Raw genomic sequence first — 20,397 nt, 5'->3', positions numbered from 1 at the left:
CAAGGAGTGCACGCAATGTTTCCGAAGAACGCCTGGTACGTGGCCGCGATGGCCGAAGAAGTGGGCGAGCAGCCGCTCGGCCGCACCATCTGCAAGGAGCCGATGGTGATCTACCGCAATGCCGCCGGCAGCGTGGTGGCGCTGGAAGACTTTTGCCCGCACCGCGGCGCGCCGCTGTCGCTGGGCCGGGTGGTCGATGGCCAGCTGGTGTGCGGCTACCACGGCCTGGCCATGGGCTGCGACGGCAAGACCGTCTCCATGCCCGGCCAGCGGGTGCGCGGCTTCCCGGCCATCCGGGCCTTTCCGGCCATCGAGCGCTACGGCTTCATCTGGGTGTGGCCGGGCGCTGGCGTGCCCACGCCGCTGCACCCCCTGCACTGGGCCGAAAGCCCCGACTGGGCTTACGGTGGCGGCCGCTACCACATCCAGTGCGACTACCGGCTGATGGTGGACAACCTGATGGACCTGACGCACGAGACCTACGTGCACGCCACCAGCATCGGCCAGAAGGAAATCGACGAGGCGCCGGTGAACACCAAGGTCAATGGTGACGAGGTGGTGACCAGCCGCTTCATGGACAAGGTGCATGCACCGCCTTTCTGGCGCATGGCCCTGCGTGGCAACGGCCTGCCCGAGGATCAGCTGGTGGACCGCTGGCAGGTGTGCCGCTTCACGCCGCCCAGCCACGTGATGATCGAGGTGGGCGTAGCGCTGGCCGGCCACGGCGGCTACGACGCCGATCCGCAGCACAAGGTGTCGGCGCTGGTGGTGGACTTCATCACGCCCGAGACCGACACCTCGCACCACTACTTCTGGGGCATGGCGCGCAACTTCAAGCCGCAGGACAGCGCGCTCACCGACACCATCCGCGAAGGGCAGGGCAAGATCTTCTCGGAAGACATGGAGATGCTGGAGCGCCAGCAGCGCAACCTGCTGACCCACCCCGAGCGCAAGCTGCTGGCGCTGAACATCGACGCCGGTGGCGTGCAGTCGCGCCGGGTGATCGAGCGCTGGCTGCAGGCCGAGCGCGACGCGGCCGGCGCGGTGCTGGCCACCGCCGGAGCGGCCGGATGAGCGCAGCCACCTGGCTGCGCGCCCGCGTGGCGCGCAAGACGATGGAAACCGACGCCATCTGCCGGCTCGAGCTGGTGGCCGATGGCACGCAGCCGCTGCCACCGTTCACCGCCGGGGCCCACATCGACCTGCGGCTGCCCGGTGGCCTGGTGCGCCAGTACTCCCTGAGCAATGCGCCTTCGGAGGCCGGCCGCTACGTGCTGGGCGTGCTGCGCGAGCCGGCCTCGCGCGGCGGCTCAGCCGCGGTGCACCAGGCGCTGGCCGAGGGCGACGTGATCGAGATCAGCGCGCCACGCAACCACTTTGCGCTGGCCGACGGCGCCGAGCAGCACCTGCTGCTGGCCGGCGGCATCGGCATCACGCCGCTGCTGAGCATGGCGCAGCACCTGGCCGCCGGCGGCCAGCGCTTTGCGCTGCACTACTGCACCCGCTCGCGCTCACACACCGCCTTCGTGCAGACGCTGTCGGCGCCCGCGCTGGCGCCGCAGGTCCACCACCACTTCGATGATGGCGACGCGGCGCAGAAGCTGGACCTGGGCGCATTGCTGGCACAACCCAAGCCGGGCGTGCACCTGTACGTGTGCGGGCCCAAGGGCTTCATGGACTGGGTGCTGGCCACGGCACGCCAGGCCGGCTGGCCCGAGCCGCAGCTGCACTACGAGTTTTTCGCTGGTGAGGCGGTGGACCTGTCGAATGCCGGCAGCTTCCAGGTGAAGCTGGCCAGCAGCGGCCGCGTGATCGAGGTCAAGCAGGACCAGACGGTGGTGCAGGCGTTGGCCGCCTGCGGCATCGACGTGCCGGTGTCCTGCGAGCAGGGCGTGTGCGGCACCTGCCTGACCCGCGTGCTGGAGGGCACGCCGGAGCACAAGGACATGTACCTGACCGAAGAGGAGCAGGCGCTGAACGACCAGTTCACGCCCTGCTGCTCACGCGCGCTGACGCCGCTGCTGGTGCTGGACCTGTAGCAGCGCTTGGGCGCTGGACCCTCAACGGCGGCGCTGCAGCAGCACGCCCGCCACCACGCCGGCGACGACGCCGGCCACCAGCGCGCCACCCACCACCTGCCAGGGATGGGCATGCACCAGGTCGTCGGCGGCGCGGGCCGTCTGGCGGCCCTGGGCCAGCGCGCTGTCGCGGGCGTTCAGCAGTGCCTCACGCGCGGCGCGCAGCTTGGCCAGGCCACGGGCACGCAACTCTTCGGCACGGCCGCCTTCGGCTTCGGCGGCTTGCGCCAGCGCGTCGTGCGCGCCGCTCAGGGCGCCTTGGGCATCGGCTTGCAGGGCTTCGATGGAATGCAGGGACATGTTCTCTCTCGCAAAGTGGGGGGTGGGACGAAAGACGGCACTACCGCCGGCCTGCTGCATGGCCCATGCCAAGCCGCGCCCACCGCGGCTGCGGGCACGCTGGGCGGCACCGTTCGCAGTGGCGTACCGCGGCGCAGAACGGCATACGCCGGGCCGTACAGGGCGCGGCCAGGGTTCCGGCGTATGGGCAGGGCGGCACAGCCGGCGCACAATCGCGCCATGAGCCCCGCTGTCCTCGCCCGCCGCCACCGCGCCATCAAGCGCTACCTTGCCAGCCTTGCCTGCGGTTGCCTGGCCATCCTGTTGCTTTGCAGCGAGTAGGCGCACATCCCTGATTGACCGCGCCGCCGCAGGCTGGTCACACTCGCGCTTCGATTCCCCCGCCGGCCGCCTTGGCCTCCGCGGGTTCACTTCCACGAAAGGAGATCACCATGAACCAAGCCATGACGCCCGATCTCCCGCAAGCCGGAAGCCCTGCCGCAGGCCGCTGAACCTTCGCGCCGCAACGCCCGCCCCGGGCGTTTCACAGGGTCTTCCGACCAACGCTTGTGATGCCGTGCCGCTGCGCCTGCGCAGCGGTGTGACCACCTTCGTGGATGGACCCTGTGATGACCGAATCGACCTTGGCCGATGATCCGCTGCTGGACATCGGCCTGAATCCCGCCACGCGCCAGCTGCTCGCCTCCCTGAGCCTGGACGCCCATACCCGCCCGGTGCGGGTGACCGAGATCCACCGGGAAACCGTGCGCCTCATCGATGGCCGCCACACGGCCGACGCCGGCGCGGCGCCGATGTCGGCGCGGCTGCTGCCCGCGCTGGTGCGTGAACTGGCCGAGGCCGGCGATGCGCTGGCCGTGGGCGACTGGGGCCTGGCGCGCCAGGATCCCGATGGCAGCCTGTGGCTGACCGACTTCCTGGCGCGGCGCAGCGCCTTGACCCGCCGCGACGGCGATGGCCGCCGCCACGTCATCGTGAGCAACGTCGACACCGCTTTCATCGTGATGGGGCTGGACGACGACTTCAGCCTGCGGCGGCTGGAGCGCTTTCTGGCGCTGGTGGAAGGCAGCGGCGTGCAGCCGGTGGTGGTGTTGACCAAGCGCGACCTGTGCCCTGACACCGCCCACGCGCTGGCCCGGCTGCAGGCACGCCTGCCGGCCCGGGTGCCGCACCTGGCGCTGGACGCGCGCCACCCCAGTGCCAGCGTCTTGCTGGCCCCCTGGCTGCAGCCGGGGCAGACGCTGGTGCTGCTGGGCTCCAGCGGCGCCGGCAAGTCGACGCTGACCAATGCGCTGCTGGGCCGGCCGGTGCAGGACACCGGCCCCACGCGCGAGCATGACGGCCGCGGCAAGCACACCACCACCTCACGCTCGCTGCACCGGCTGCCGGGTGGCGCCTGCCTGATCGACACACCGGGGGTGCGCACGCTGCGCCCGGATGCCGATGCCGATACCTTGGCGGCCAGCTTCGACGACATCGCGCGGCTGGCGCCGGCCTGCCACTTCCGCGACTGCCAGCACGGCAGCGAGCCGGGCTGTGCGGTGCGGCCGGCAGTGGAGGGCGACCGCGTCGACAACTTCCACAAGCTGCAGCGCGAGCTGCAACGCGATCACCTGGGGCCGCTGCAGCGTCGCGCGCAGCTGTCGATGTGGAAGGCCCGCAGCCGCGCCAGCCGCGAGCGCTTGCGCCTCAAGCGGGGGGCCTGAGGAGTTCAGCCACGGCGGCGCCAGCGGGCGCCCGCCAGTGCACCGACGCCGGCCAGCATCAGGGCCCAGGTGGTGGGCTCAGGCACGGCCGCGGTGGCCCGCAGTTCGGCGCGGGTGTGCAGCTCGCCGTTGAAGGCGGTGGCGGTGGCCGTGAAGGCCTGCAGGTCGCCGATCATCTCACCGTTGCCGTCGGCATAGCCGTAGACGGCGCCGACCAAGTTGCTGCCGGCCAGAGGATGCACCAGGCCCAGCAGCAGGCCGGTGGCACCGGTGGGGGCGGCCAGGGCGGCAAAGCCGAGCTCGGTGATGGTGTGGTGCAGGAAGTCCTGCTTGCGGAACAGGATGCCGTAGCCAGAAGCCCGTTGCACGAGCGACAACTCCACCATGTCGCTGGCATCGCTGAAGCTGTCGGACAGCCTCACGCCGAACTGCGAGGCGCGGTCGGGCAAGGCATCCAGCGAGAGGTTGGTGACGACGCCGAAGCTGCGGCTCAGGGGCAGGCCGCGGTTGGCGTCGGTGACGTTGGTGTTGAGGCGCACGCGCACCGAATGGCCGACGCCGCCGCTGGCTCCGGTGGAAAGATCGGCCAGGGCAGCATCCAGCAGCAGCTGGCCGCTGTCTTCGCGCACCGTCAGCGGGTTGCTGGCATCCACCAGCGTGTAGGTGGCGGCATCACCGCCTGTGAAACTGGGCCCGAGCAAGGGATTGGCGTTGTCAAAGCCATCGCGCAACAACACGTTCTGGCCTTGCAGCCAGCTGTTGAAATCCCCGTCGCGGAAGACCTGCAATTCCGTGACCTTCATCAGGGTGCCGGCCTGGGCCCCCCATGCGCAGCTGATCAGTACTGCGGCAGCCCCTGCGCGCCAAGGGCGCCATGGCGTGGGTCGTTGCATGTCTTCCTCCGGGTCATTGTCATTGCACGGCCAGCCAAGCCTGGCGGGTGTCGGAGGGCATGCTATCCCGCGAGGAGCGCGGTCTCAATGTGGAGATTGGGGGGGGCGAATCGGGCACAGGCGCGTACACCGGCGCCGGCATTGGCATCGGCGCGGTGGCCACCGCCGCTGCCACGGCAGCACGGTGGCGCGCCTGCGCGCGGATCATCATCGAGGTGTAGGTGAAGGAGCCCATGACGGTGACTGTAGGCAGCGGGCACCGGCAGCATCCTGACGCGCAGATGACGTTTTCGTCATGCACCCAGGCGGCCGAGCCGCACTACAGACCGAGTGTGAGTCCGAAGGTGTTGCGGCCGTGTTCCGACCGTGCAAAGACGGTGCCGCGATGCATCACCGCGATGGCCTTGACGATGGCCAGGCCCAGCCCGTGGTTACCGCCGGCATTGCGGCGGGCACTGTCGGCGCGGTAGAAGCGGTCGAACAGATGTGCCAGGTGGCGCTGGTCGATGGCCGCGCCGGGGTTGCTCACGGCCACCGACAGGCGCTCGCCTTCGCGGCCGATGGCCACCTCGATCTCGTCGCCGGCCGACGAATGCTCGATCGCGTTCTGCAACAGGTTGCTGAGGGCGCGGCGCAGCAGCGCGGTTTCCAGGCAGCCGCGGGCGTCGCCGCGCACCACCACCCGCACGCCATGGTCCTCGACCATGAATTCCAGGTAGTCCAGCACCTTGGCCACTTCTTCGGCCAGCGACACCTCGGCATGGCGCGAAGCGGCAGCGCCCTGGTCGGCACGGGCCAGGAACAGCATGTCGTTGACGATGGCCTTGAGCCGCTCCAGCTCTTCGAGGTTGGAGTGCATCACCTCGGCCAGCTCGGCCGCCGCGCGCGGGCGGCTCAGCAGCACCTGGGTCTGGCCGATCAGGTTGGTGAGCGGCGTGCGCAGTTCGTGGGCCACGTCGGCATTGAAGGCCTCGAGCTGCCGGTAGGCACCTTCCAGCCGCTCGAGCGCGCCGTTGAAGCTGGCGGTCAGGTCGTCCAGCTCGGCCGGCATCGAGGCCAACGCCAGCCGCTGCGACGGATGGTTGGGGTCGAGCGCATGGGCCTGCTGCGACAGCCGGCGCAGCGGCCGCAGGCCCACGCGGGCGATGCCGTAACCCAGGGCCGCCACGCCCAGCACGCCGGCCAGCCCATAGCCGATGAGCGCCAGCCGGAAGTTGTTGAGTGTGTTCCAGAAGGGCAGCGGATCGCGCGCCAGCACGATGGTGGTGGCCGGCCGGTCGCCGTCGGCCGGCACGTTGCGCGTCCAGGTGACCAGGGCGCAGGGATGGTCGGGCAGCTGCAGCAGGCCGTAGCCGCCGGCCTGGGCCAGCCGCTGCACTTCGGGCGTCGGATGACCATAGGTGAAGTCGGCGTCCTGGCTGAGGATCCACAGCCGCATGCCACCGCGCTCCATGTCCATCGAATTGAGCTTGGGCACCAGCCACAGCCGCCACTGCGATTCGCTCTGCACCCGCGTCACCGCCGATTCGCCCCAGGTGCCGCGCAGCGCCAGTTCGGCGCGCACCTGGGCCATCAGGTTGTTTTCCAGCAGGGTGTGCAGGGCCAGCCCGGCCAGCAGGAAGACGACGGCGGCGCAGCCGGCGAACATCGCTGTCAGCCGCAGCGCCAGGTAGCGGCCCGGGCGCCAGGGCTTCATGCGGCGCCCTCTCCGCGGTCTTCCAGCACGTAGCCCATGCCGCGCAGCGTGTGCACCAGCTTGCGCGGGTAGGCGGGGCCGTCGATCTTGGCGCGCAGCCGCTTGACGGCCACGTCCACCACGTTGGTGTTGCTGTCGAAGTTCATGTCCCACACCAGCTCGGCGATCTCGGTGCGCGACAGCACCTGGCCGGGCCGGCGCGCCAGCGCGCACAGCAGCGAAAACTCCTTGGCCGTCAGGTCGATGCGGTCGCCCGCGCGCTGCACCTTGCGGCCCAGGAGGTCCACCACCAGGTCGCCGATAGTCAGCGTGGTGGCCTCGAGCTGCCGGCTGCGGCGCGACAGCGCCTGCAGCCGCGCGCTCAGCTCCAGGAAGCTGAAGGGCTTGACCAGGTAGTCGTCGGCGCCTTCCTGCAGGCCGCGCACGCGGTCCTCGATGCGGTCGCGCGCGGTCAGCATGATGATGGGCACCTGCTGGCTGCGGCGCACCTCGCGCAGCACCTCGAAGCCGTCGATGCCGGGCAGCATCACGTCGAGCACGATGACGTCGTAGCGGCCTTCCAGCGCGGCATGGCGACCATCGATGCCGTCCACGGCCACGTCCACCACGTGCCCCTGTTCGGTGAGCCCGCGGCGCAGGTAGTCGGCCGTCTTGGCCTCGTCTTCGACGATCAGTACGCGCATCCAGCGAGTCTAGCCAGCGCCTGCGGGCGCTCGGCTGACGCCGGCATGACATTTCTGTCATTCAGCGGCCACAGGGGCACGTTGCTTGCCTCACCTTCGCCAACACCGCTGCCGCGCCGCCCGCACCATGTCACGCCATTTCCTCATCGATTGCGAACTCAACTACGAAGTTCAGCAGCCCAGCACCTTCATCTTCAAGATCGAGGCCGCCTTCACCCCCGAGCAGTCGATCGGCGACGAATCGCTGACCACGGTGCCGCCGCTGCCAACCGGGCGCTACACCGACCCGCTGGGCAACCGCACGCTGCGGGTGAACGTGCCGCCCGGGCCTTTCAGCATCCGCTACCAGACGCAGGCCACGCTGCGGCGCATGCCGGGCACCGAGAACCTGCGCGAAACGCCGACCGCATACCTGCCGCTGGACGTGGTGCCTTTTCTCACCGGCAGCCGCTACGTGGAGTCGGAGCTGATCTTCCACGACGCGGTGCGCTGGATCGGCACCGCCGACCTGGGCTTCCGGCGCGTGGAGCGCATCTGCCAGTGGGTGCGCGACAACGTGAAATACGAGGTGGGCACCTCCAAGCCCTACGGCACCACGCGCGACGTGCTGGCCAACCGCACCGGCGTGTGCCGCGACTATGCGCACGTGGCCATCGGCCTGTGCCGGGCGCTCAACATCCCCGCGCGCTTCGTGGTGGGGCATGTGGAGTGGGACACGCCCCCGCCCGATTTCCATGCCCTGTTCGAGGCCTGGCTGGAAGGGCGCTGGGTGATGTTCGACCCCACCGCGATGGCCGACCCGCTGGACGTCATCCGCATCGGCACCGGGCAGGACGCGGCGGACCTGCCGTTCTGCACCATCTTCGGCGCGGCGCAGATGACGCGCATGGCGCCGCTGGTGTTCCGCCAGGCCGGGAACTGACCGGGCGGAATCAGGCGACTGCCTGGGTCGCCAGCAGGCCGGCCTCGGCCTCGGCGCGCAACGTGCGGGCCAGGCTGCGCAGCAGGGCGCCGTCCGGGTTGTTCTGGCGGGCATGGGCTTCCTTGAGCACCGTATCCATCTGGTGGCACACCGCGGTCAGTCGGCCGAATCCGAAGGAACCGGCCGTGCCTTTCAGCGTGTGCACCAGTCCGGCCAGCGCGGCATGGTCGCCGCGAGCCGTGGCGTCGTCGATGTCGTCGAGCTGCCGGGGCAGCCCCTGGCGGAACAGGGCACACAGCCGCGTCATCTCGCGCGCGAATTCGGCGTCCAGCTCATCTTCGGCCGTGGGGGCCGGCGCCGGTAACCAGCGCGCCAGCGTGTCGTAGAAGCGCTGGTCCTGCAGCGGCTTGGCCAGCACGTCGTCGAAGCCCAGCGCGCGGTAATCGGCCACGTCCGACGCCATCACGTTGGCGGTGAGCGCGATCACCGGCCCGCGCCAGCCGGCCGCGCGCAGCTGGGCCAGGGCGCCGGCGCCATCGAGCACCGGCATCTGGATGTCCATCAGCACCAGGTCGAAGCGGCCGGCCAGCACGCTGGCCACCGCCTGCTGGCCGTCGCCCACCACCGTGGCCTGCAGGCCGGCGCGCTGCAGGTAGGCGCCAATCAGGCGCTGGTTGTCGCAGCCGTCCTCGGCCAGCAGCACCTGGCCCTGCAGCTGCGGCACCGGCGCCCGCGGCGCGCCTTCGGCGCCACCCGCGTTCGCGGTGCCGTCGGCCGCCAGCCAGTCGGCCGGCCAGACCACGGCCGCCGCCACCGCTTCCAGCATCACCGGCAGCGTGAGCACGAAGCGGCTGCCCTGGCCAGGCTCGCTGTGCACGCTGATGTGCCCGCCCAGCGAGGCCGCCAGCTGGCTGGACAGCGCCAGCCCCAGGCCGGTGCCGCCGAAGCGCCGGGTGATGGACACGTCGCCCTGGCTGAACGGGCGGAACAAGCGCTCCTGCTGTGCCGGCGTCATGCCGATGCCGGTATCGGCCACTTCGAACTGCAGCTGGCAGGCCTCGCTGTCCAGCCGCAACGTCAGCGTCACCGCGCCCTCGGGCGTGAACTTGACGGCATTGCCGCAGAGGTTGAGCAGGATCTGCTTGAGCCGCAGGCCATCGCTGTGCACCTGCGGCGGCAGCGGCGTTGGCGCGCACACCTCGAAGGCCAGGCCCTGGTGCTGCGCCCGCGGCAGGGTGAGCGAGGCCACTTCGCGCACCAGCGCGCGCAGGTCGGTGGCGCCCAGCTCCACGTCCAGCTTGCCGGTCTCGATCTTGGAGAGATCGAGGATGTCGTTGATCACCTGCAGCAGGTGCTCGCCATTGCGGCGGATGGTGTGCACCGCGGCGGTGCGGTCGGCCTCGCGCTGCGCCGGGTCCAGCAGCAGCTCGGCAAAGCCGATGATGGAGGTGAGCGGCGTGCGGATCTCATGGCTCATGTTGGCCAGGAAGCGGCTCTTGGCATCGCTGGCCGCCTCGGCGTCGCGGCGCGCCTGGCGCCAGCGCGAGGCCAGGCCCTCCAGCGCCACGCTGCGTTCGCCCAGCTTGCGCAGCTGGCGCACCAGCACCGCCGCAAAGGCCAGCGTCAGCAGGCCCTGGAACACGGTCAGGCCGATGGCCAGTTGATTCTGCTCGCGCACCGCCTCGTTGCGGCGGCCGACCTCGTCGGCCACCTGCACCGTGGCCCAGAGGGAGAGTTCGTGCAACTCGGTGTTCAGCGGCTCCAGCTGCGCCAGCAGCGCCGGGGCGTCGCGGGCGGTGAAGGCACGCTCGGGCGTCGGACCCAGCAGCGGGTCGGCCTGGCGCACCACGGCTTCCAGCCGGGCCAGCACCTGCTTTTGCAGCGGCGCCACCGGAAACACCACCGAGGTGCGCTGCGGTGCCACCAGCGGCAGCCGGCTGACGAAGATGTCGTAGCGCAGCTGCAGGGCGTCGGTGTCCAGCGACTCGGGGTCGCGCACCGTCTGGCGCAGCAGGTCGCGCAGCAGCAGGTATTCGCTGTGCAGCTGGTAGAAGCTCCAGACGATGTTGTCGCTGTTGTACTTGACCGAGCCGGACAGCAGCGTCAGCTGGCGCTGCTGCACCCAGCCCACCACCGCGAACGCGAGCAGCAGCACCCCGGCGATGGCACCCAGCCATCGTGAGGTGCGCGGGCGGCTGGCCTTGGCCAGCAGCAGCGCGTCGGTTTCGGTGTGTGGCATGCGGGGCCGGCGTGCCCGTTCAGCTCACCTCGATGCGGCGCAGCTGCCAGGCGCTGCGGCTGTAGTACTTCTCGGACTTCAGCTCCACGCTGGTGTCGAAGGGGTACACGATGAACAGCGGGCCGCGTTCGCGCACCGGCATCGGCTTGCCATCCAGCAGGCGGGCGACGATGACGTTGAAGCGGGCGGCGTCGGCGATGGGCAGCTCCACCTTGTAATCGTTCAGCGCCACCGCGCGGAGGGTCTGGCCGCGGGCACCGGCGGCGGCCAGCACGTCGCGCAGCAGCGGGCCGGTGAAGCTCACCGGTTTCGGGTACCAGGGCGTGCTGGTGCGGAAGGTCTGCTGGGGCAGGGCTTCCAGCGCCGCCATGTCGAAATCGACGGCGGCGCCACCGGTGGGCTGCACGGTGAGCACGGTGCGGCCCTTGGTGGCCGCGGCGGCTGACGCGGGCGAGGGCTGGGCCTGCGCAGCCCAGGGCAGGCCGAGGGCGAACACGGGTGCCAGCTGGGCGGCGGAACGCAGGAGATGGCGGCGCGACACGGACATGGCAGACGGCCCCGGGCATGCGGGCGACGGCCGGCTTCGGCGTGGGGCAGGTCGATATCGGCCGCCAGCGGCCGGTCTTGAGGCACACCAGCGGGCTGCTAGGCGCCGTGCAGCGTGCCGTCCACGTAAAACCAGCGGCCGCCCTCGTGCACGAAGCGGCTGGTTTCGTGCAGCCGGTGGGCACGGCCGCCCAGCTTGCTGCGGGCCACGAACTCCACCTCGGCCCGGCCGTCCGGCCCGGGCAGGTGGCGGCGCACCTGCAGGCCCAGCCAGCGCAGGCCAGGCTCGAAGTCCAGCTGCGCCGGACGGGTGCGCGGGTGCCAGGTCTGCAGCAGATAGTCGGCATCTTCCAGCACGAAGGCGCTGTATCGCGAGCGCATCAGCGCCTCGGCATCGGGCGCCTGCAGGTGCAGCGGGCCGGCGTGGTAGCGGCCGCAGCAGGCGGCCAGCACTTGGGCACTGCCGCAGGGGCAGGGCCGTGAATCAGGAGCGGGTACGGTCATCGGCCGCGAGCTTACGGCGGGTCCAGCGCCAGTTCCCAGATCTCGCCTACCATGGGCACGCCGAAGTCGGCATGTGGGGCGCTGTGCACCAGCTGCCAGCCGTGGCGCAGGTACAGCCGGCGCGCCGCCACCAGCATGCTGTTGGTCCACAGCCGCAGGCGCCGGTAGCCGGCCTCGCGCGCAAAGCGGATGCACTCGGCCACCAGGCGGTCACCCACGCCGGCGCCGCGCGCCTGCGGCTCCACCAGCAGCATGCGCAGCTGGGCCACCCCGGGCTCGGGCTCGCCGGCGTCGTCGCGCGCCTGTACCAGGAACACGCTGCCCAGGGGCTGGCCGTCGTGCTCGCCGGCCCCGGGCCATTCGGCGATCCAGCAGGCCTCGCGCGCCGGGTCGAACTGCTGCACGAAGCGGGCGCACAGCTGCGCGACCAGCGCCTCGAAGGGCAGGCCCCAGCCGTATTCGGCGTGGTAGATCGCACCGTGGCGGGCCACCACCCAGCCCAGGTCGCCCGGGCGGTGGGTGCGCAGGCGCACCTGCGGTGCTGCGGCCTCGCTGCCTGCTTCGGCCCGCTGCAGCCAGTGCTGCAGCTGCAGCGCGCTGTGCACCAGGGCCTGGCGTTGAGTGGCCGGCAGGCTGGCCAGCAGCGCGGCCGTGCGCTGGTGCGATTGCTGGTCCAGCGGCGCGAAGGCCTTGCGGCCAGCCGCCGACAGGCGCAGCAGCGTCTGCCGCGCATCGGTGGGGCAGGTCTGGCTGCGCAGCAGGCCGCGGGCCTTGAGGCCGGCCAGCAGGCGGCTCAGATAGCCGGCATCCAGCTGCAGCTCACGCGCCAGTGTCGCGGCACTGATGCCGGCCTGGCCCTGCAGCTGCGACAACTCCCACAGCACACGCGCTTCAGGCAGGGTGAAGCGCGAGTCCAGCAGGTGCTCGTGCAGCAGCCCGATCTGGCGCGTGTAGTAGCGGCTGAAGCGGCGCAGCGCGTCGACCTGCTCGGGATGCACGTCAGCGGGGGTTTTCATGGCCGCATACTGGCACGCCATGGTTGCTTTTGGCAATCATCGGCCACTCGGGACGACCGCGATAATCCGCCGCATGCTTTTCGTGATCTCCCCTGCCAAGTCGCTGGACTATGAAACCCCGCTGGCCCCCGAGGTGCTGGCCCAGGCCACCGAGCCGCTGTTCACCCCGCAGGCGGCCGAGCTGATCGAGCTGCTCAAGCCGCTGCCGGCGCAGGGCATCGCGCAGCTGATGGACCTGTCGCCCGACCTGTCGGCCCTGAACGCCGCCCGCTACCAGGCCTGGCGCCCGCATCACACGCCCGGCAACAGCCGCCCCGCGGTGCTGGCCTTCAACGGCGACGTGTACGACGGCCTGCGCGCCCGTGAGCTGAGTGCCGACGACCTGGCCTGGCTGCAGCGGCATCTGGCCATCCTCTCGGGCCTGTACGGCGTGCTGCGGCCGATGGACCGGCTGCAGCCCTACCGGCTGGAGATGGGCACGCGGCTGGCCAACCCGCAGGGCGCCGACCTGTACGCCTGGTGGGGCGACACGGTGGCGCGCCAGCTCAACGAGATGGCTGCCGCCAACGAAAGCCCGGTCATCGTCAACCTGGCGTCGCAGGAATACTTCCGTGCGGCCCGGCGCCAGGCGCTGGCGCCGCGCGTGGTGGAGTGCGTGTTCGAAGACTGGAAGTCCGATCGTTACAAGATCATCAGTTTCTTTGCCAAGCGCGCACGCGGCCTGATGGTGCGCTATGCGGTGCAGCAACGGGTGGTCACGCCCAAGGGCCTGGAAGGCTTCAACCTCGACGGTTATCGTTTCGAGCCCGCCGTCTCGGAACCCGACCGCCTGGTGTTCCGCCGCAAGATCACGTCATGACCTCACAAAGCATCACCCCCGAACTGCGCGCCTGGATCGTCTCCCAGGCCCAGGCCGGCCATGGCCCCGAGGCCTTGCTCACCTCCATGCGCGCCAGCGGCTGGGAGGAAGACGCCGCGCTGCAGGCGATGGAGACCGCGCTCAGCGGCTTCCTGGCCGAGCAGCACAAGGCCGGCGGCCCGCCGGTGCCGATCGCGGTGCCCGACATCGCGCAGCCCGCCGGCGTCAATGTGCTGGACGCCGGCGACCGCGAGGTGCGGGTGGTGATGGCCATGCGCAACCCGCGCGTGGTGGTGGTGTCGGGCCTGCTGTCCGACGACGAATGCGACGAGCTGGTGGCCCTGGCCGCGCCGCGCATGGCGCGCAGCGAGACGGTGGACGTGGCCACCGGCGGCAATGAGGTGAACGCCGCCCGCACCAGCCGCGGCATGTTCTTCGAGCGTGGCGAGAACGAAGTGGCCCGCAAGCTGGAAGCCCGCATCGCCAAGCTGCTGGACTGGCCGGTGGACCACGGTGAGGGCCTGCAGGTGCTGCACTACGGCCCCGGCGCGGAGTACCGGCCGCACCACGACTACTTCGACCCGGCGCAGCCCGGCTCGGTGCCCATCCTCAAGCGGGGCGGGCAGCGCGTGGCCACGGTGGTGACCTACCTCAACACGCCGCTGGCCGGCGGCGGCACCACCTTCCCCGACGTGGCGCTGGAAGTGGCCCCGCTCAAGGGCCATGCGGTGTTCTTCAGCTACGACCGACCGCACCCCATCACCCGCACGCTGCACGGCGGCGCGCCGGTGGTGGAGGGCGAAAAATGGGTGGCCACCAAGTGGCTGCGGGAGCGCGTGTTCAAGTAAAGCGCGTCCGCGTGGGGTCCTACCGTTTGCCAGCGGGTTCGGCGGGCGGCAGCAGCCGGCTGCGCACGATGCGCTCCCACTTGCGCTGCTCCCAGCTCTGCGGGCCTTCGATCGGCCAGCGGGCGATGTCCGATTCCACCTCGCTGCGCGGCACGCGCAGGTAGGCCGGCAGGCGCCTCGGAAACAGCGACCAGCCGCCGCGCATCGGCCGCGGCAGCGGTGCCCGCGCGGCAGGCACCCAATAGACGCAGGGCCGGTCGGACCAGAAAGATTGGCGCTCGAAATGCACGCGGCCGGCAATGCCGGTGGCGGGCGCGAAGAGCAGGGCCTCGCCAGCGGTGAGCAGCACCGCATAGGCGAGGTCGCCCGGCGTTTCGCCGCCCCGGTGGTAAGCCAGGATCACCCGGTCGATGTCGGTGGATGGCACGCGGTCGAGTTCTTCGTCGCCGCGCAACACCAGCAGGTCCATGCCCTGCCAGGCGGTGAGGGGTGTGTCTCGCATGCGCCTGACCATACCCAGCCTGGCGGCCGGGAGCTGTGACGAGGCGCGACAGGATGCAAGCGCGGGCGCCGTCCGGCGCCGCTGCAAAGCCGGGGCTGTGCGCCCCGGCCTGGTCTGCTGACTCAGCGCTTGGGCTGCGTCAGTCGCGGGCCGTTGCCACCGCCACCACCACCGCCGCTGCTGCGGCGATCGTCGCGACGCGGCGGCTGGCCGCCTGCCGGACGGGCACCACCGGCCGCAGCCGGGCGCGGGGCATGGCCGCCGCCGCCTGCGTTGGGACGACCGTGCGAAGGCGCACCCGACGAGCGGCGCGGCTCGCCACCACGTGCCTCGGGCGGACGACCGCCGGAGCGGCCACCACCACCACCGCCGCCACCGCCACCCGGGCGGCCGCCACGGCTGCCGCCGCGCGGGGCACCGACGCCGATGGTCATGCGGCCCAGCACGATGGGCTCGGCCCGCTCGCCGGCCGGCACTTCAAAGCCCGGCACCGTCTCTCGCGGGATGCTGCGCTTGATCAGCTTCTCGATGTCGGCCAGGAACAGCTCTTCGTCCAGGCACACCAGCGACACGGCTTCGCCCTGTGCACCGGCACGGCCGGTGCGGCCGATGCGGTGCACGTAGTCCTCGGGCACGTTGGGCAGCTCGAAGTTGACGACGTGGGGCAGCTGGTCGATGTCGATGCCGCGGGCCGCGATGTCGGTGGCCACGAGGCAAGTGAGGTCGCCCGACTTGAAGTCGGCCAGCGCCTTGGTGCGCGCACCCTGGCTCTTGTTGCCGTGGATGGCCATCGCGCTGATGCCCTGGTCGTTCAGGTACTCGGTCAGCCGGTTGGCGCCGTGCTTCATGCGCGTGAACACCAGCACCTGGTGCCAGTCCTCGCTCTTGATCAGGTGCGCCAGCAGCTCCTTCTTGCGGTCGCGGCCCACCGGGTGCACCTTCTGTGCGATGGTGTCGGCGGTGGCGTTGCGGCGCGCCACTTCCACCAGCGAAGGCTTGTTCAGCAGGCGCTCGGCCAGGGCCTTGATCTCGTCGCTGAAGGTGGCCGAGAACAGCAGGCTCTGCTTGGCCTGGGGCAGCACGGCCAGCACCTTGCGGATGTCGTGGATGAAGCCCATGTCCAGCATGCGGTCGGCTTCGTCGAGCACGAAGATCTCGACCTTGCTCAGGTCCAGCGTGCCTTGCTGATGGTGGTCGAGCAGGCGGCCGGGGGTGGCCACCAGGATGTCGACGCCACGGCGCAGCTTGTCGACCTGGGGCTGCATGCCCACGCCGCCGAACATCACCATGCTGGTGAGCTTGCTGTACTTGCCGTAGGTGCGGACGCTTTCTTCCACCTGCGCGGCCAGTTCACGCGTGGGCGTGAGGATGAGGCCACGCACCGGCACGCGGCCGCGGGCATCGCGCACCGCGGGCTGGGCCATCAGGCGGTGCAGCAGCGGCAGGGTGAAGCCGGCGGTCTTGCCGGTACCGGTCTGGGCGCCGCCCAGCAGGTCGCCACCGTTCAAGACGATGGGAATGGCCTGGGCCTGGATGGGCGTCGGGGTGGTGTAGCCATGCTCGAGCACGGCACGCAGGATCGGCTCGGCGAGGCCGAGTTGGTCAAAGGTCATCGGGGGGCCCGCATGCTGCGGGATTACCTGCCTGCTGCCGCTCACGCAGAGGGCACCAGTCGGAAGGCGGGGAGGTAGGGTGAACGTCGCGAATCGACTGCGGCCCTGTGACTGGAAGCAGGGCGCTACCCGGGATTGTACGGGGTGGGTGGTGTTGTCGGTTCTTGTTGGGCCGCCGTGTGGTGATGCTTGGGCTGCCTGTGCTGTTTTTGTTTGGCCGCCGCGCGGTGGGCGGGTGCCAGCCCTTTGCAGGCTCGGCTGGGAAACCACGCCGCGCTTCAGCCACGGCGGCATACACCGCATGGCGTGCGATGCGCGCAGCGCGAGCCCGAAAGGCAAGGCGCCACTGGTGGACCTTTGCGCAGGGCCGTGCGGGCGGGTCCGGGGGCGCATCTGGAGCGCCGAGCAACGCAGGGTGGGTGGCCGCGCGCGCAGCGCGCTTCGTGAACTGACTCGCGGTCGTTGTTCGAGCGCAGTGAGCGCAGCGAACGTAGCGAGTTCGGCCGCGGGCCACCCGCCCGAGTAGCGCAGGGCAGTCCGCGCCACGCGCGGACCGCGGAAGCTAAGCCCCCGGGCCCGCCCGCACGGCCCGGAGCAAACCCGCCAACAACCACCCAGGGTGTGCCGAGCAAACACGCCAAAACGCCTCCGAGCTTTGGCGTTCGTGAAGAAAAACCGCCCCCGCGGGGATAATGGCCCCTTCGGCGCCCCTCGTCGGGTGCGCCACAGACTGCACTGCAGAACACATGGCCCAGTACGTTTTCACCATGAACCGCGTCGGCAAGATCGTGCCGCCGAAGCGGCAGATCCTGAAGGACGTGTCGCTGTCCTTCTTCCCCGGCGCCAAGATCGGCGTGCTCGGCCTCAACGGCTCGGGCAAGTCCACGCTGCTGAAGATCATGGCCGGCATCGACAAGGACATCGAAGGCGAAGCCGTCGCGATGCCCGACCTGAAGATCGGCTACCTGCCGCAGGAACCCGAGATCGACCCCGAGCTGACCGTGCGCCAGGCGGTGGAGCAGGGCATCGGCGGCGTGCTGGCCGCCAAGGCCCGGCTCGATCAGGTCTATGCCGAGTACGCCGAGCCCGACGCCGACTTCGACAAGCTGGCCGCCGAGCAGGCCGAGCTGGAAGCCATCATCGCGGCCGCCGGCAGCGAGAACACCGAGCTGGTGATGGAAATCGCCGCCGACGCGCTGCGCCTGCCGCCGTGGGACGCCGTCATCGGCAAGCTCTCGGGCGGTGAAAAGCGCCGCGTGGCCCTGTGCCGCCTGCTGCTGAGCAAGCCCGACATGCTGCTGCTCGACGAACCCACCAACCACCTGGATGCCGAGTCGGTCGATTGGCTGGAGCAGTTCCTGCAGCGCTTCCCGGGCACCGTGGTGGCCATCACCCACGATCGCTACTTCCTCGACAACGCGGCCGAGTGGATCCTGGAACTGGACCGCGGTCGCGGCATCCCCTACCAGGGCAACTACTCCACCTGGCTGGAGCAGAAGGAAAAGCGCCTGGAGCTGGAACAGCGCACCGAAGACGCCCGTACCAAGGCCATGAAGGTGGAACTGGAGTGGGTGCGCAAGAACGCCAAGGGCCGGCAGGCCAAGAGCAAGGCGCGCCTGGCCCGCTTCGAGGAACTGAGCGACGTCGAATACCAGAAGCGCAACGAAACCAACGAGATCTTCATTCCCGTGGCCGAGCGCCTGGGCCATGAAGTCATCGAGTTCACCAACGTCACCAAGAGCTTCGGCGACCGGGTGCTGATCGACGACCTGAGCTTCAAGGTGCCGGCCGGCGCCATCGTCGGCATCATCGGCCCCAACGGCGCGGGCAAGTCGACGCTGTTCCGCATGATCTCGGGCCAGGAACAGCCCGACAGCGGCACGGTGAGCATCGGCCGCACCGTCAAGATGGCGTTCGTCGACCAGAGCCGTGCCTCGCTGGAAGGCGACAAGACGGTGTGGGAAGACGTCTCGGGCGGCCTGGACAACATCGTCGTCGGCAAGTTCGTGATGCCCTCGCGCGCCTACATCGGCCGCTTCAACTTCAAGGGCAACGACCAGCAGAAGCTGGTCAAGAACCTGTCGGGCGGTGAGCGCGGCCGCCTGCACCTGGCCAAGACCCTGGCCCAGGGCGGCAACGTGCTGATGCTGGACGAACCGTCGAACGACCTGGACGTGGAAACCCTGCGGGCGCTGGAAGACGCGCTGCTGGAATTCGCCGGCTCGGTGATGGTGATCAGCCACGACCGCTGGTTCCTGGACCGCATCGCCACCCACATCCTGGCCGCCGAAGGCGACTCGAAGTGGGTGTTCTTTGACGGCAACTACCAGGAGTACGAAGCCGACAAGAAGAAGCGCCTGGGCGAGGAGGGCGCACGCCCGCACCGTCTGCGCTACAAGGCGCTCAAGTAAGGCGTCACCGGGAAAAAGAGAACGGGCCCCGCGTGGGCCCGTTTTTATTGGCGGCTACCCGATCGCGGCGGCTTCAGCCGCCGCGCCGGAGCGCCAGCCTCAGCTACCCACCCGCTTGTGCACGCCCAGCGCCAGCAGCGTGCCGGCCATGCCGGACAGCAGGTACAGGCTCACGGCGCCCAGGCCGTAGTTGGCCGAGAGGTACAGCGCCACCAACGGAGCCGCCGCGGCGCCGAACAGCCAGGCCAGGTCGGCCGACAGGGCGGCGCCCAGGTAACGCTGGCTCGGCGAGAAGGCCGAGGCCGCAGCGCCCGCAGCTTGCGCGTAGCTGAGCCCGAACAGGATGAAGCCCAGCATGAAGAAGAGGTTCTGGCCGGCATTGCCGCCGTCCAGCAGCCACGGCGTGGCGATGCCGTAGACACCGATGGCCACCGCCAGCGAACCCAGCGTGGTGCGGCGGCCGATGCGGTCGGCCATCCAGCCCGAGACCAGCATGCCGCCCACGCCCAGCACCGCGCAGCCCACCTGCAGCCACAGCACGTCGGTCAGGTTGCGCGAAGAGCTCAGGCTCAGCCACGACAGCGGGAACACCGTCACCAGGTGCACCAGCGCGAAGCTGGACAGCGCGGCGAAGGCGCCGACCGCCAGCGTGCGGCCGCCGCGCTCGTCGGACAGCAGCTCACGCAGGCTGCTGGGTTCCAGCTCGTGCTTGCGCAGGGCGTCGGCGAAGTCGTTGTCCAGCACCAGCTGCAGCCGGGCGAACAGGGCCACCACGTTCAGCGCGAAGGCCACGAAGAACGGGAAGCGCCAACCCCAGGCGAAGAAGTCTTCCGGGGCGACGTTGGTCATCAGGTAGGCGAACAGCGTGGCGGCGATGCCGAAGCCGACCGGCGCGCCCAACTGGCCCATCATCGCGTACCAGCCGCGGCGGTGCGCCGGGGCGTTGATGGCCAGCAGCGAGGGCAGGCCGTCCCAGGCGGCGCCGATCGCCAGGCCCTGCAGCACCCGGCAGAAGGCGAGCGCGGCGATGGCACCACCCCAGGTGGCGGTGCCGGGCAGCAGCGCCATCGTGCAGGTGGCGGTGCCCAGGCCGAACATCGCCAGCGTCAGCTTGACGCCGCGGCCGTAGCGCCGCTGGATGGCCATGCCGGCCAGCGTGCCCACCGGGCGGGCGACGAAGGCCAGCGAAAAGACGGTGAAGGACGCCAGCAGGGCGTCCAAGCGCTCCAGGTGCGGGAAGAAAAGTGCCGGAAATACCAATACCGACGCCAGGCCATAGACGAAAAAGTCAAAGTACTCGCAGGTCCGGCCGACGAGCACGCCGACGGCGATGTCGTCGGGAGTGACCGCGCCGTCGTGGTGCGGGGCCGGGGCGTCTCGCCGGGGAGGCATGCTGCCGGGGACGGGATGGGTGAGCGTGGTGTTGTCGGACATCGCGGAGTGCTGTGGCGTTCAATCAGTCAGTGGAAGGCCCGGGGGCCCACCGTTCGGGGCAAGCAGTACGGAGCAATCAGCGTGCGCGCTCGAGGGCGGAGGGGGTTGGGACAAAGTGTCCAATCGTTGACAACGATCAAACTAGGTAGA

18 protein-coding genes are annotated in these 20,397 nt (G+C 70.2%); 7 read left to right on the top strand and 11 right to left on the bottom strand.

The window, feature by feature from the left end; translation table 11 throughout:
* Window positions 1-15: 15 nt before the first annotated feature.
* Both MW290_RS13485 and MW290_RS13480 read left to right on the top strand, forming a co-directional pair.
* A complete protein-coding gene (locus MW290_RS13485; protein WP_250195165.1) occupies window positions 16-1,074 on the top strand; it encodes an aromatic ring-hydroxylating dioxygenase subunit alpha in 1,059 nt (352 codons plus the stop codon).
* The gene (locus tag MW290_RS13480; RefSeq protein ID WP_250195164.1) at window positions 1,071-2,039 is read left to right on the top strand and encodes a PDR/VanB family oxidoreductase; all 969 of its coding nucleotides are present in this window, start codon (window positions 1,071-1,073) and stop codon (window positions 2,037-2,039) included. Before MW290_RS13485 ends, MW290_RS13480 begins: the two co-directional genes overlap by 4 nt.
* A gap of 21 nt (window positions 2,040-2,060) precedes the next feature.
* On the opposite strand, the gene MW290_RS13475 is transcribed toward MW290_RS13480, so the two are convergent.
* On the bottom strand, window positions 2,061-2,378 hold the full coding sequence (locus tag MW290_RS13475; RefSeq protein ID WP_250195163.1) for a DUF883 domain-containing protein: 318 nt from the start codon (window positions 2,376-2,378) through the stop codon (window positions 2,061-2,063).
* 608 nt (window positions 2,379-2,986) lie between these two features.
* On the opposite strand from MW290_RS13475, the gene rsgA reads away from it, so the two are divergent.
* Entirely contained in the window at window positions 2,987-4,081 is a 1,095-nt protein-coding gene (gene rsgA, locus MW290_RS13470) for a ribosome small subunit-dependent GTPase A (protein ID WP_250195162.1), read from the top strand.
* Window positions 4,082-4,086: 5 nt separating this feature from the next.
* Here the strand turns inward: rsgA and MW290_RS13465 are convergent, their stop codons facing one another.
* The 3 genes from MW290_RS13465 to MW290_RS13455 all read right to left on the bottom strand — a co-directional run bounded on the left by MW290_RS13465 (window position 4,087) and on the right by MW290_RS13455 (window position 7,353).
* Entirely contained in the window at window positions 4,087-4,884 is a 798-nt protein-coding gene (locus tag MW290_RS13465; protein WP_250195161.1) for a PEP-CTERM sorting domain-containing protein, read from the bottom strand.
* 409 nt (window positions 4,885-5,293) lie between these two features.
* Window positions 5,294-6,670 (bottom strand): heavy metal sensor histidine kinase, encoded by a 1,377-nt coding sequence (locus MW290_RS13460; RefSeq protein ID WP_250195160.1) that lies wholly within the window; start codon window positions 6,668-6,670, stop codon window positions 5,294-5,296.
* Entirely contained in the window at window positions 6,667-7,353 is a 687-nt protein-coding gene (locus MW290_RS13455; RefSeq protein WP_250195159.1) for a heavy metal response regulator transcription factor, read from the bottom strand. Before MW290_RS13455 ends, MW290_RS13460 begins: the two co-directional genes overlap by 4 nt.
* A gap of 127 nt (window positions 7,354-7,480) precedes the next feature.
* Between MW290_RS13455 and MW290_RS13450 the strand changes: the two genes are divergently transcribed.
* Window positions 7,481-8,275, top strand: a complete 795-nt coding sequence (locus MW290_RS13450; protein WP_250195158.1) for a transglutaminase-like domain-containing protein — start codon at window positions 7,481-7,483, stop codon at window positions 8,273-8,275.
* Between the two features lie 10 nt (window positions 8,276-8,285).
* Here the strand turns inward: MW290_RS13450 and MW290_RS13445 are convergent, their stop codons facing one another.
* The 4 genes from MW290_RS13445 to MW290_RS13430 all read right to left on the bottom strand — a co-directional run bounded on the left by MW290_RS13445 (window position 8,286) and on the right by MW290_RS13430 (window position 12,580).
* Window positions 8,286-10,514, bottom strand: coding sequence for an ATP-binding protein (locus MW290_RS13445; protein ID WP_250195157.1), 2,229 nt, complete (start codon window positions 10,512-10,514; stop codon window positions 8,286-8,288).
* Between the two features lie 19 nt (window positions 10,515-10,533).
* Window positions 10,534-11,061 carry a putative pterin-binding protein gene (locus MW290_RS13440; RefSeq protein ID WP_250195156.1) on the bottom strand — a complete coding sequence of 176 codons (528 nt, stop codon included), beginning with the start codon at window positions 11,059-11,061 and terminating at the stop codon, window positions 10,534-10,536.
* Between the two features lie 98 nt (window positions 11,062-11,159).
* Window positions 11,160-11,564 (bottom strand): YchJ family protein, encoded by a 405-nt coding sequence (locus tag MW290_RS13435; RefSeq protein ID WP_250195155.1) that lies wholly within the window; start codon window positions 11,562-11,564, stop codon window positions 11,160-11,162.
* Between the two features lie 11 nt (window positions 11,565-11,575).
* Window positions 11,576-12,580, bottom strand: a complete 1,005-nt coding sequence (locus MW290_RS13430; protein ID WP_250195154.1) for a bifunctional helix-turn-helix transcriptional regulator/GNAT family N-acetyltransferase — start codon at window positions 12,578-12,580, stop codon at window positions 11,576-11,578.
* A 73-nt stretch (window positions 12,581-12,653) separates the two neighbouring features.
* Here MW290_RS13430 and yaaA point away from each other — a divergent pair, with 73 nt between their 5' ends.
* Both yaaA and MW290_RS13420 read left to right on the top strand, forming a co-directional pair.
* Window positions 12,654-13,439, top strand: a complete 786-nt coding sequence (yaaA, locus tag MW290_RS13425; protein WP_250195153.1) for a peroxide stress protein YaaA — start codon at window positions 12,654-12,656, stop codon at window positions 13,437-13,439.
* The gene (locus MW290_RS13420; protein WP_250195152.1) at window positions 13,436-14,287 is read left to right on the top strand and encodes a 2OG-Fe(II) oxygenase; all 852 of its coding nucleotides are present in this window, start codon (window positions 13,436-13,438) and stop codon (window positions 14,285-14,287) included. The genes yaaA and MW290_RS13420 overlap by 4 nt, the downstream gene beginning before the upstream one ends.
* A gap of 19 nt (window positions 14,288-14,306) precedes the next feature.
* Here MW290_RS13420 and MW290_RS13415 read toward each other — a convergent pair whose 3' ends face one another.
* Together MW290_RS13415 and MW290_RS13410 are read right to left on the bottom strand one after the other, a co-directional pair.
* Window positions 14,307-14,789, bottom strand: a complete 483-nt coding sequence (locus MW290_RS13415; protein WP_250195151.1) for a hypothetical protein — start codon at window positions 14,787-14,789, stop codon at window positions 14,307-14,309.
* A gap of 122 nt (window positions 14,790-14,911) precedes the next feature.
* Window positions 14,912-16,402: a DEAD/DEAH box helicase gene (locus tag MW290_RS13410; protein ID WP_250195150.1), complete on the bottom strand. Its 1,491-nt coding sequence runs from the start codon at window positions 16,400-16,402 to the stop codon at window positions 14,912-14,914.
* Window positions 16,403-17,148: 746 nt separating this feature from the next.
* On the opposite strand from MW290_RS13410, the gene ettA reads away from it, so the two are divergent.
* Window positions 17,149-18,813, top strand: coding sequence for an energy-dependent translational throttle protein EttA (gene ettA / locus MW290_RS13405; RefSeq protein WP_250195149.1), 1,665 nt, complete (start codon window positions 17,149-17,151; stop codon window positions 18,811-18,813).
* Window positions 18,814-18,912: 99 nt separating this feature from the next.
* Here the strand turns inward: ettA and MW290_RS13400 are convergent, their stop codons facing one another.
* The gene (locus MW290_RS13400) at window positions 18,913-20,247 is read right to left on the bottom strand and encodes an MFS transporter (RefSeq protein WP_375142766.1); all 1,335 of its coding nucleotides are present in this window, start codon (window positions 20,245-20,247) and stop codon (window positions 18,913-18,915) included.
* Window positions 20,248-20,397: the final 150 nt, after the last annotated feature.

This window comes from Aquincola tertiaricarbonis (assembly GCF_023573145.1).
GTDB classification, from domain to species: Bacteria; Pseudomonadota; Gammaproteobacteria; order Burkholderiales; family Burkholderiaceae_C; genus Aquincola; species Aquincola tertiaricarbonis_B.
This window is presented reverse-complemented; position numbering and strand designations above follow the sequence as displayed.

Coding starts and splice junctions, on each gene's coding strand:
- rsgA (WP_250195162.1), top strand. CDS start 2,987: ATGACCGAATCGACCTTGGCCGATGATCCGCTGCTGGACATCGGCCTG.
- MW290_RS13430 (WP_250195154.1), bottom strand. CDS start 12,580: ATGAAAACCCCCGCTGACGTGCATCCCGAGCAGGTCGACGCGCTGCGC.
- MW290_RS13435 (WP_250195155.1), bottom strand. CDS start 11,564: ATGACCGTACCCGCTCCTGATTCACGGCCCTGCCCCTGCGGCAGTGCC.
- ettA (WP_250195149.1), top strand. CDS start 17,149: ATGGCCCAGTACGTTTTCACCATGAACCGCGTCGGCAAGATCGTGCCG.
- MW290_RS13400 (WP_375142766.1), bottom strand. CDS start 20,247: ATGTCCGACAACACCACGCTCACCCATCCCGTCCCCGGCAGCATGCCT.
- MW290_RS13480 (WP_250195164.1), top strand. CDS start 1,071: ATGAGCGCAGCCACCTGGCTGCGCGCCCGCGTGGCGCGCAAGACGATG.
- MW290_RS13445 (WP_250195157.1), bottom strand. CDS start 10,514: ATGCCACACACCGAAACCGACGCGCTGCTGCTGGCCAAGGCCAGCCGC.
- MW290_RS13460 (WP_250195160.1), bottom strand. CDS start 6,670: ATGAAGCCCTGGCGCCCGGGCCGCTACCTGGCGCTGCGGCTGACAGCG.
- MW290_RS13465 (WP_250195161.1), bottom strand. CDS start 4,884: ATGAAGGTCACGGAATTGCAGGTCTTCCGCGACGGGGATTTCAACAGC.
- MW290_RS13450 (WP_250195158.1), top strand. CDS start 7,481: ATGTCACGCCATTTCCTCATCGATTGCGAACTCAACTACGAAGTTCAG.
- MW290_RS13440 (WP_250195156.1), bottom strand. CDS start 11,061: ATGTCCGTGTCGCGCCGCCATCTCCTGCGTTCCGCCGCCCAGCTGGCA.
- MW290_RS13455 (WP_250195159.1), bottom strand. CDS start 7,353: ATGCGCGTACTGATCGTCGAAGACGAGGCCAAGACGGCCGACTACCTG.
- MW290_RS13410 (WP_250195150.1), bottom strand. CDS start 16,402: ATGACCTTTGACCAACTCGGCCTCGCCGAGCCGATCCTGCGTGCCGTG.
- MW290_RS13485 (WP_250195165.1), top strand. CDS start 16: ATGTTTCCGAAGAACGCCTGGTACGTGGCCGCGATGGCCGAAGAAGTG.
- MW290_RS13420 (WP_250195152.1), top strand. CDS start 13,436: ATGACCTCACAAAGCATCACCCCCGAACTGCGCGCCTGGATCGTCTCC.
- MW290_RS13475 (WP_250195163.1), bottom strand. CDS start 2,378: ATGTCCCTGCATTCCATCGAAGCCCTGCAAGCCGATGCCCAAGGCGCC.
- yaaA (WP_250195153.1), top strand. CDS start 12,654: ATGCTTTTCGTGATCTCCCCTGCCAAGTCGCTGGACTATGAAACCCCG.
- MW290_RS13415 (WP_250195151.1), bottom strand. CDS start 14,789: ATGCGAGACACACCCCTCACCGCCTGGCAGGGCATGGACCTGCTGGTG.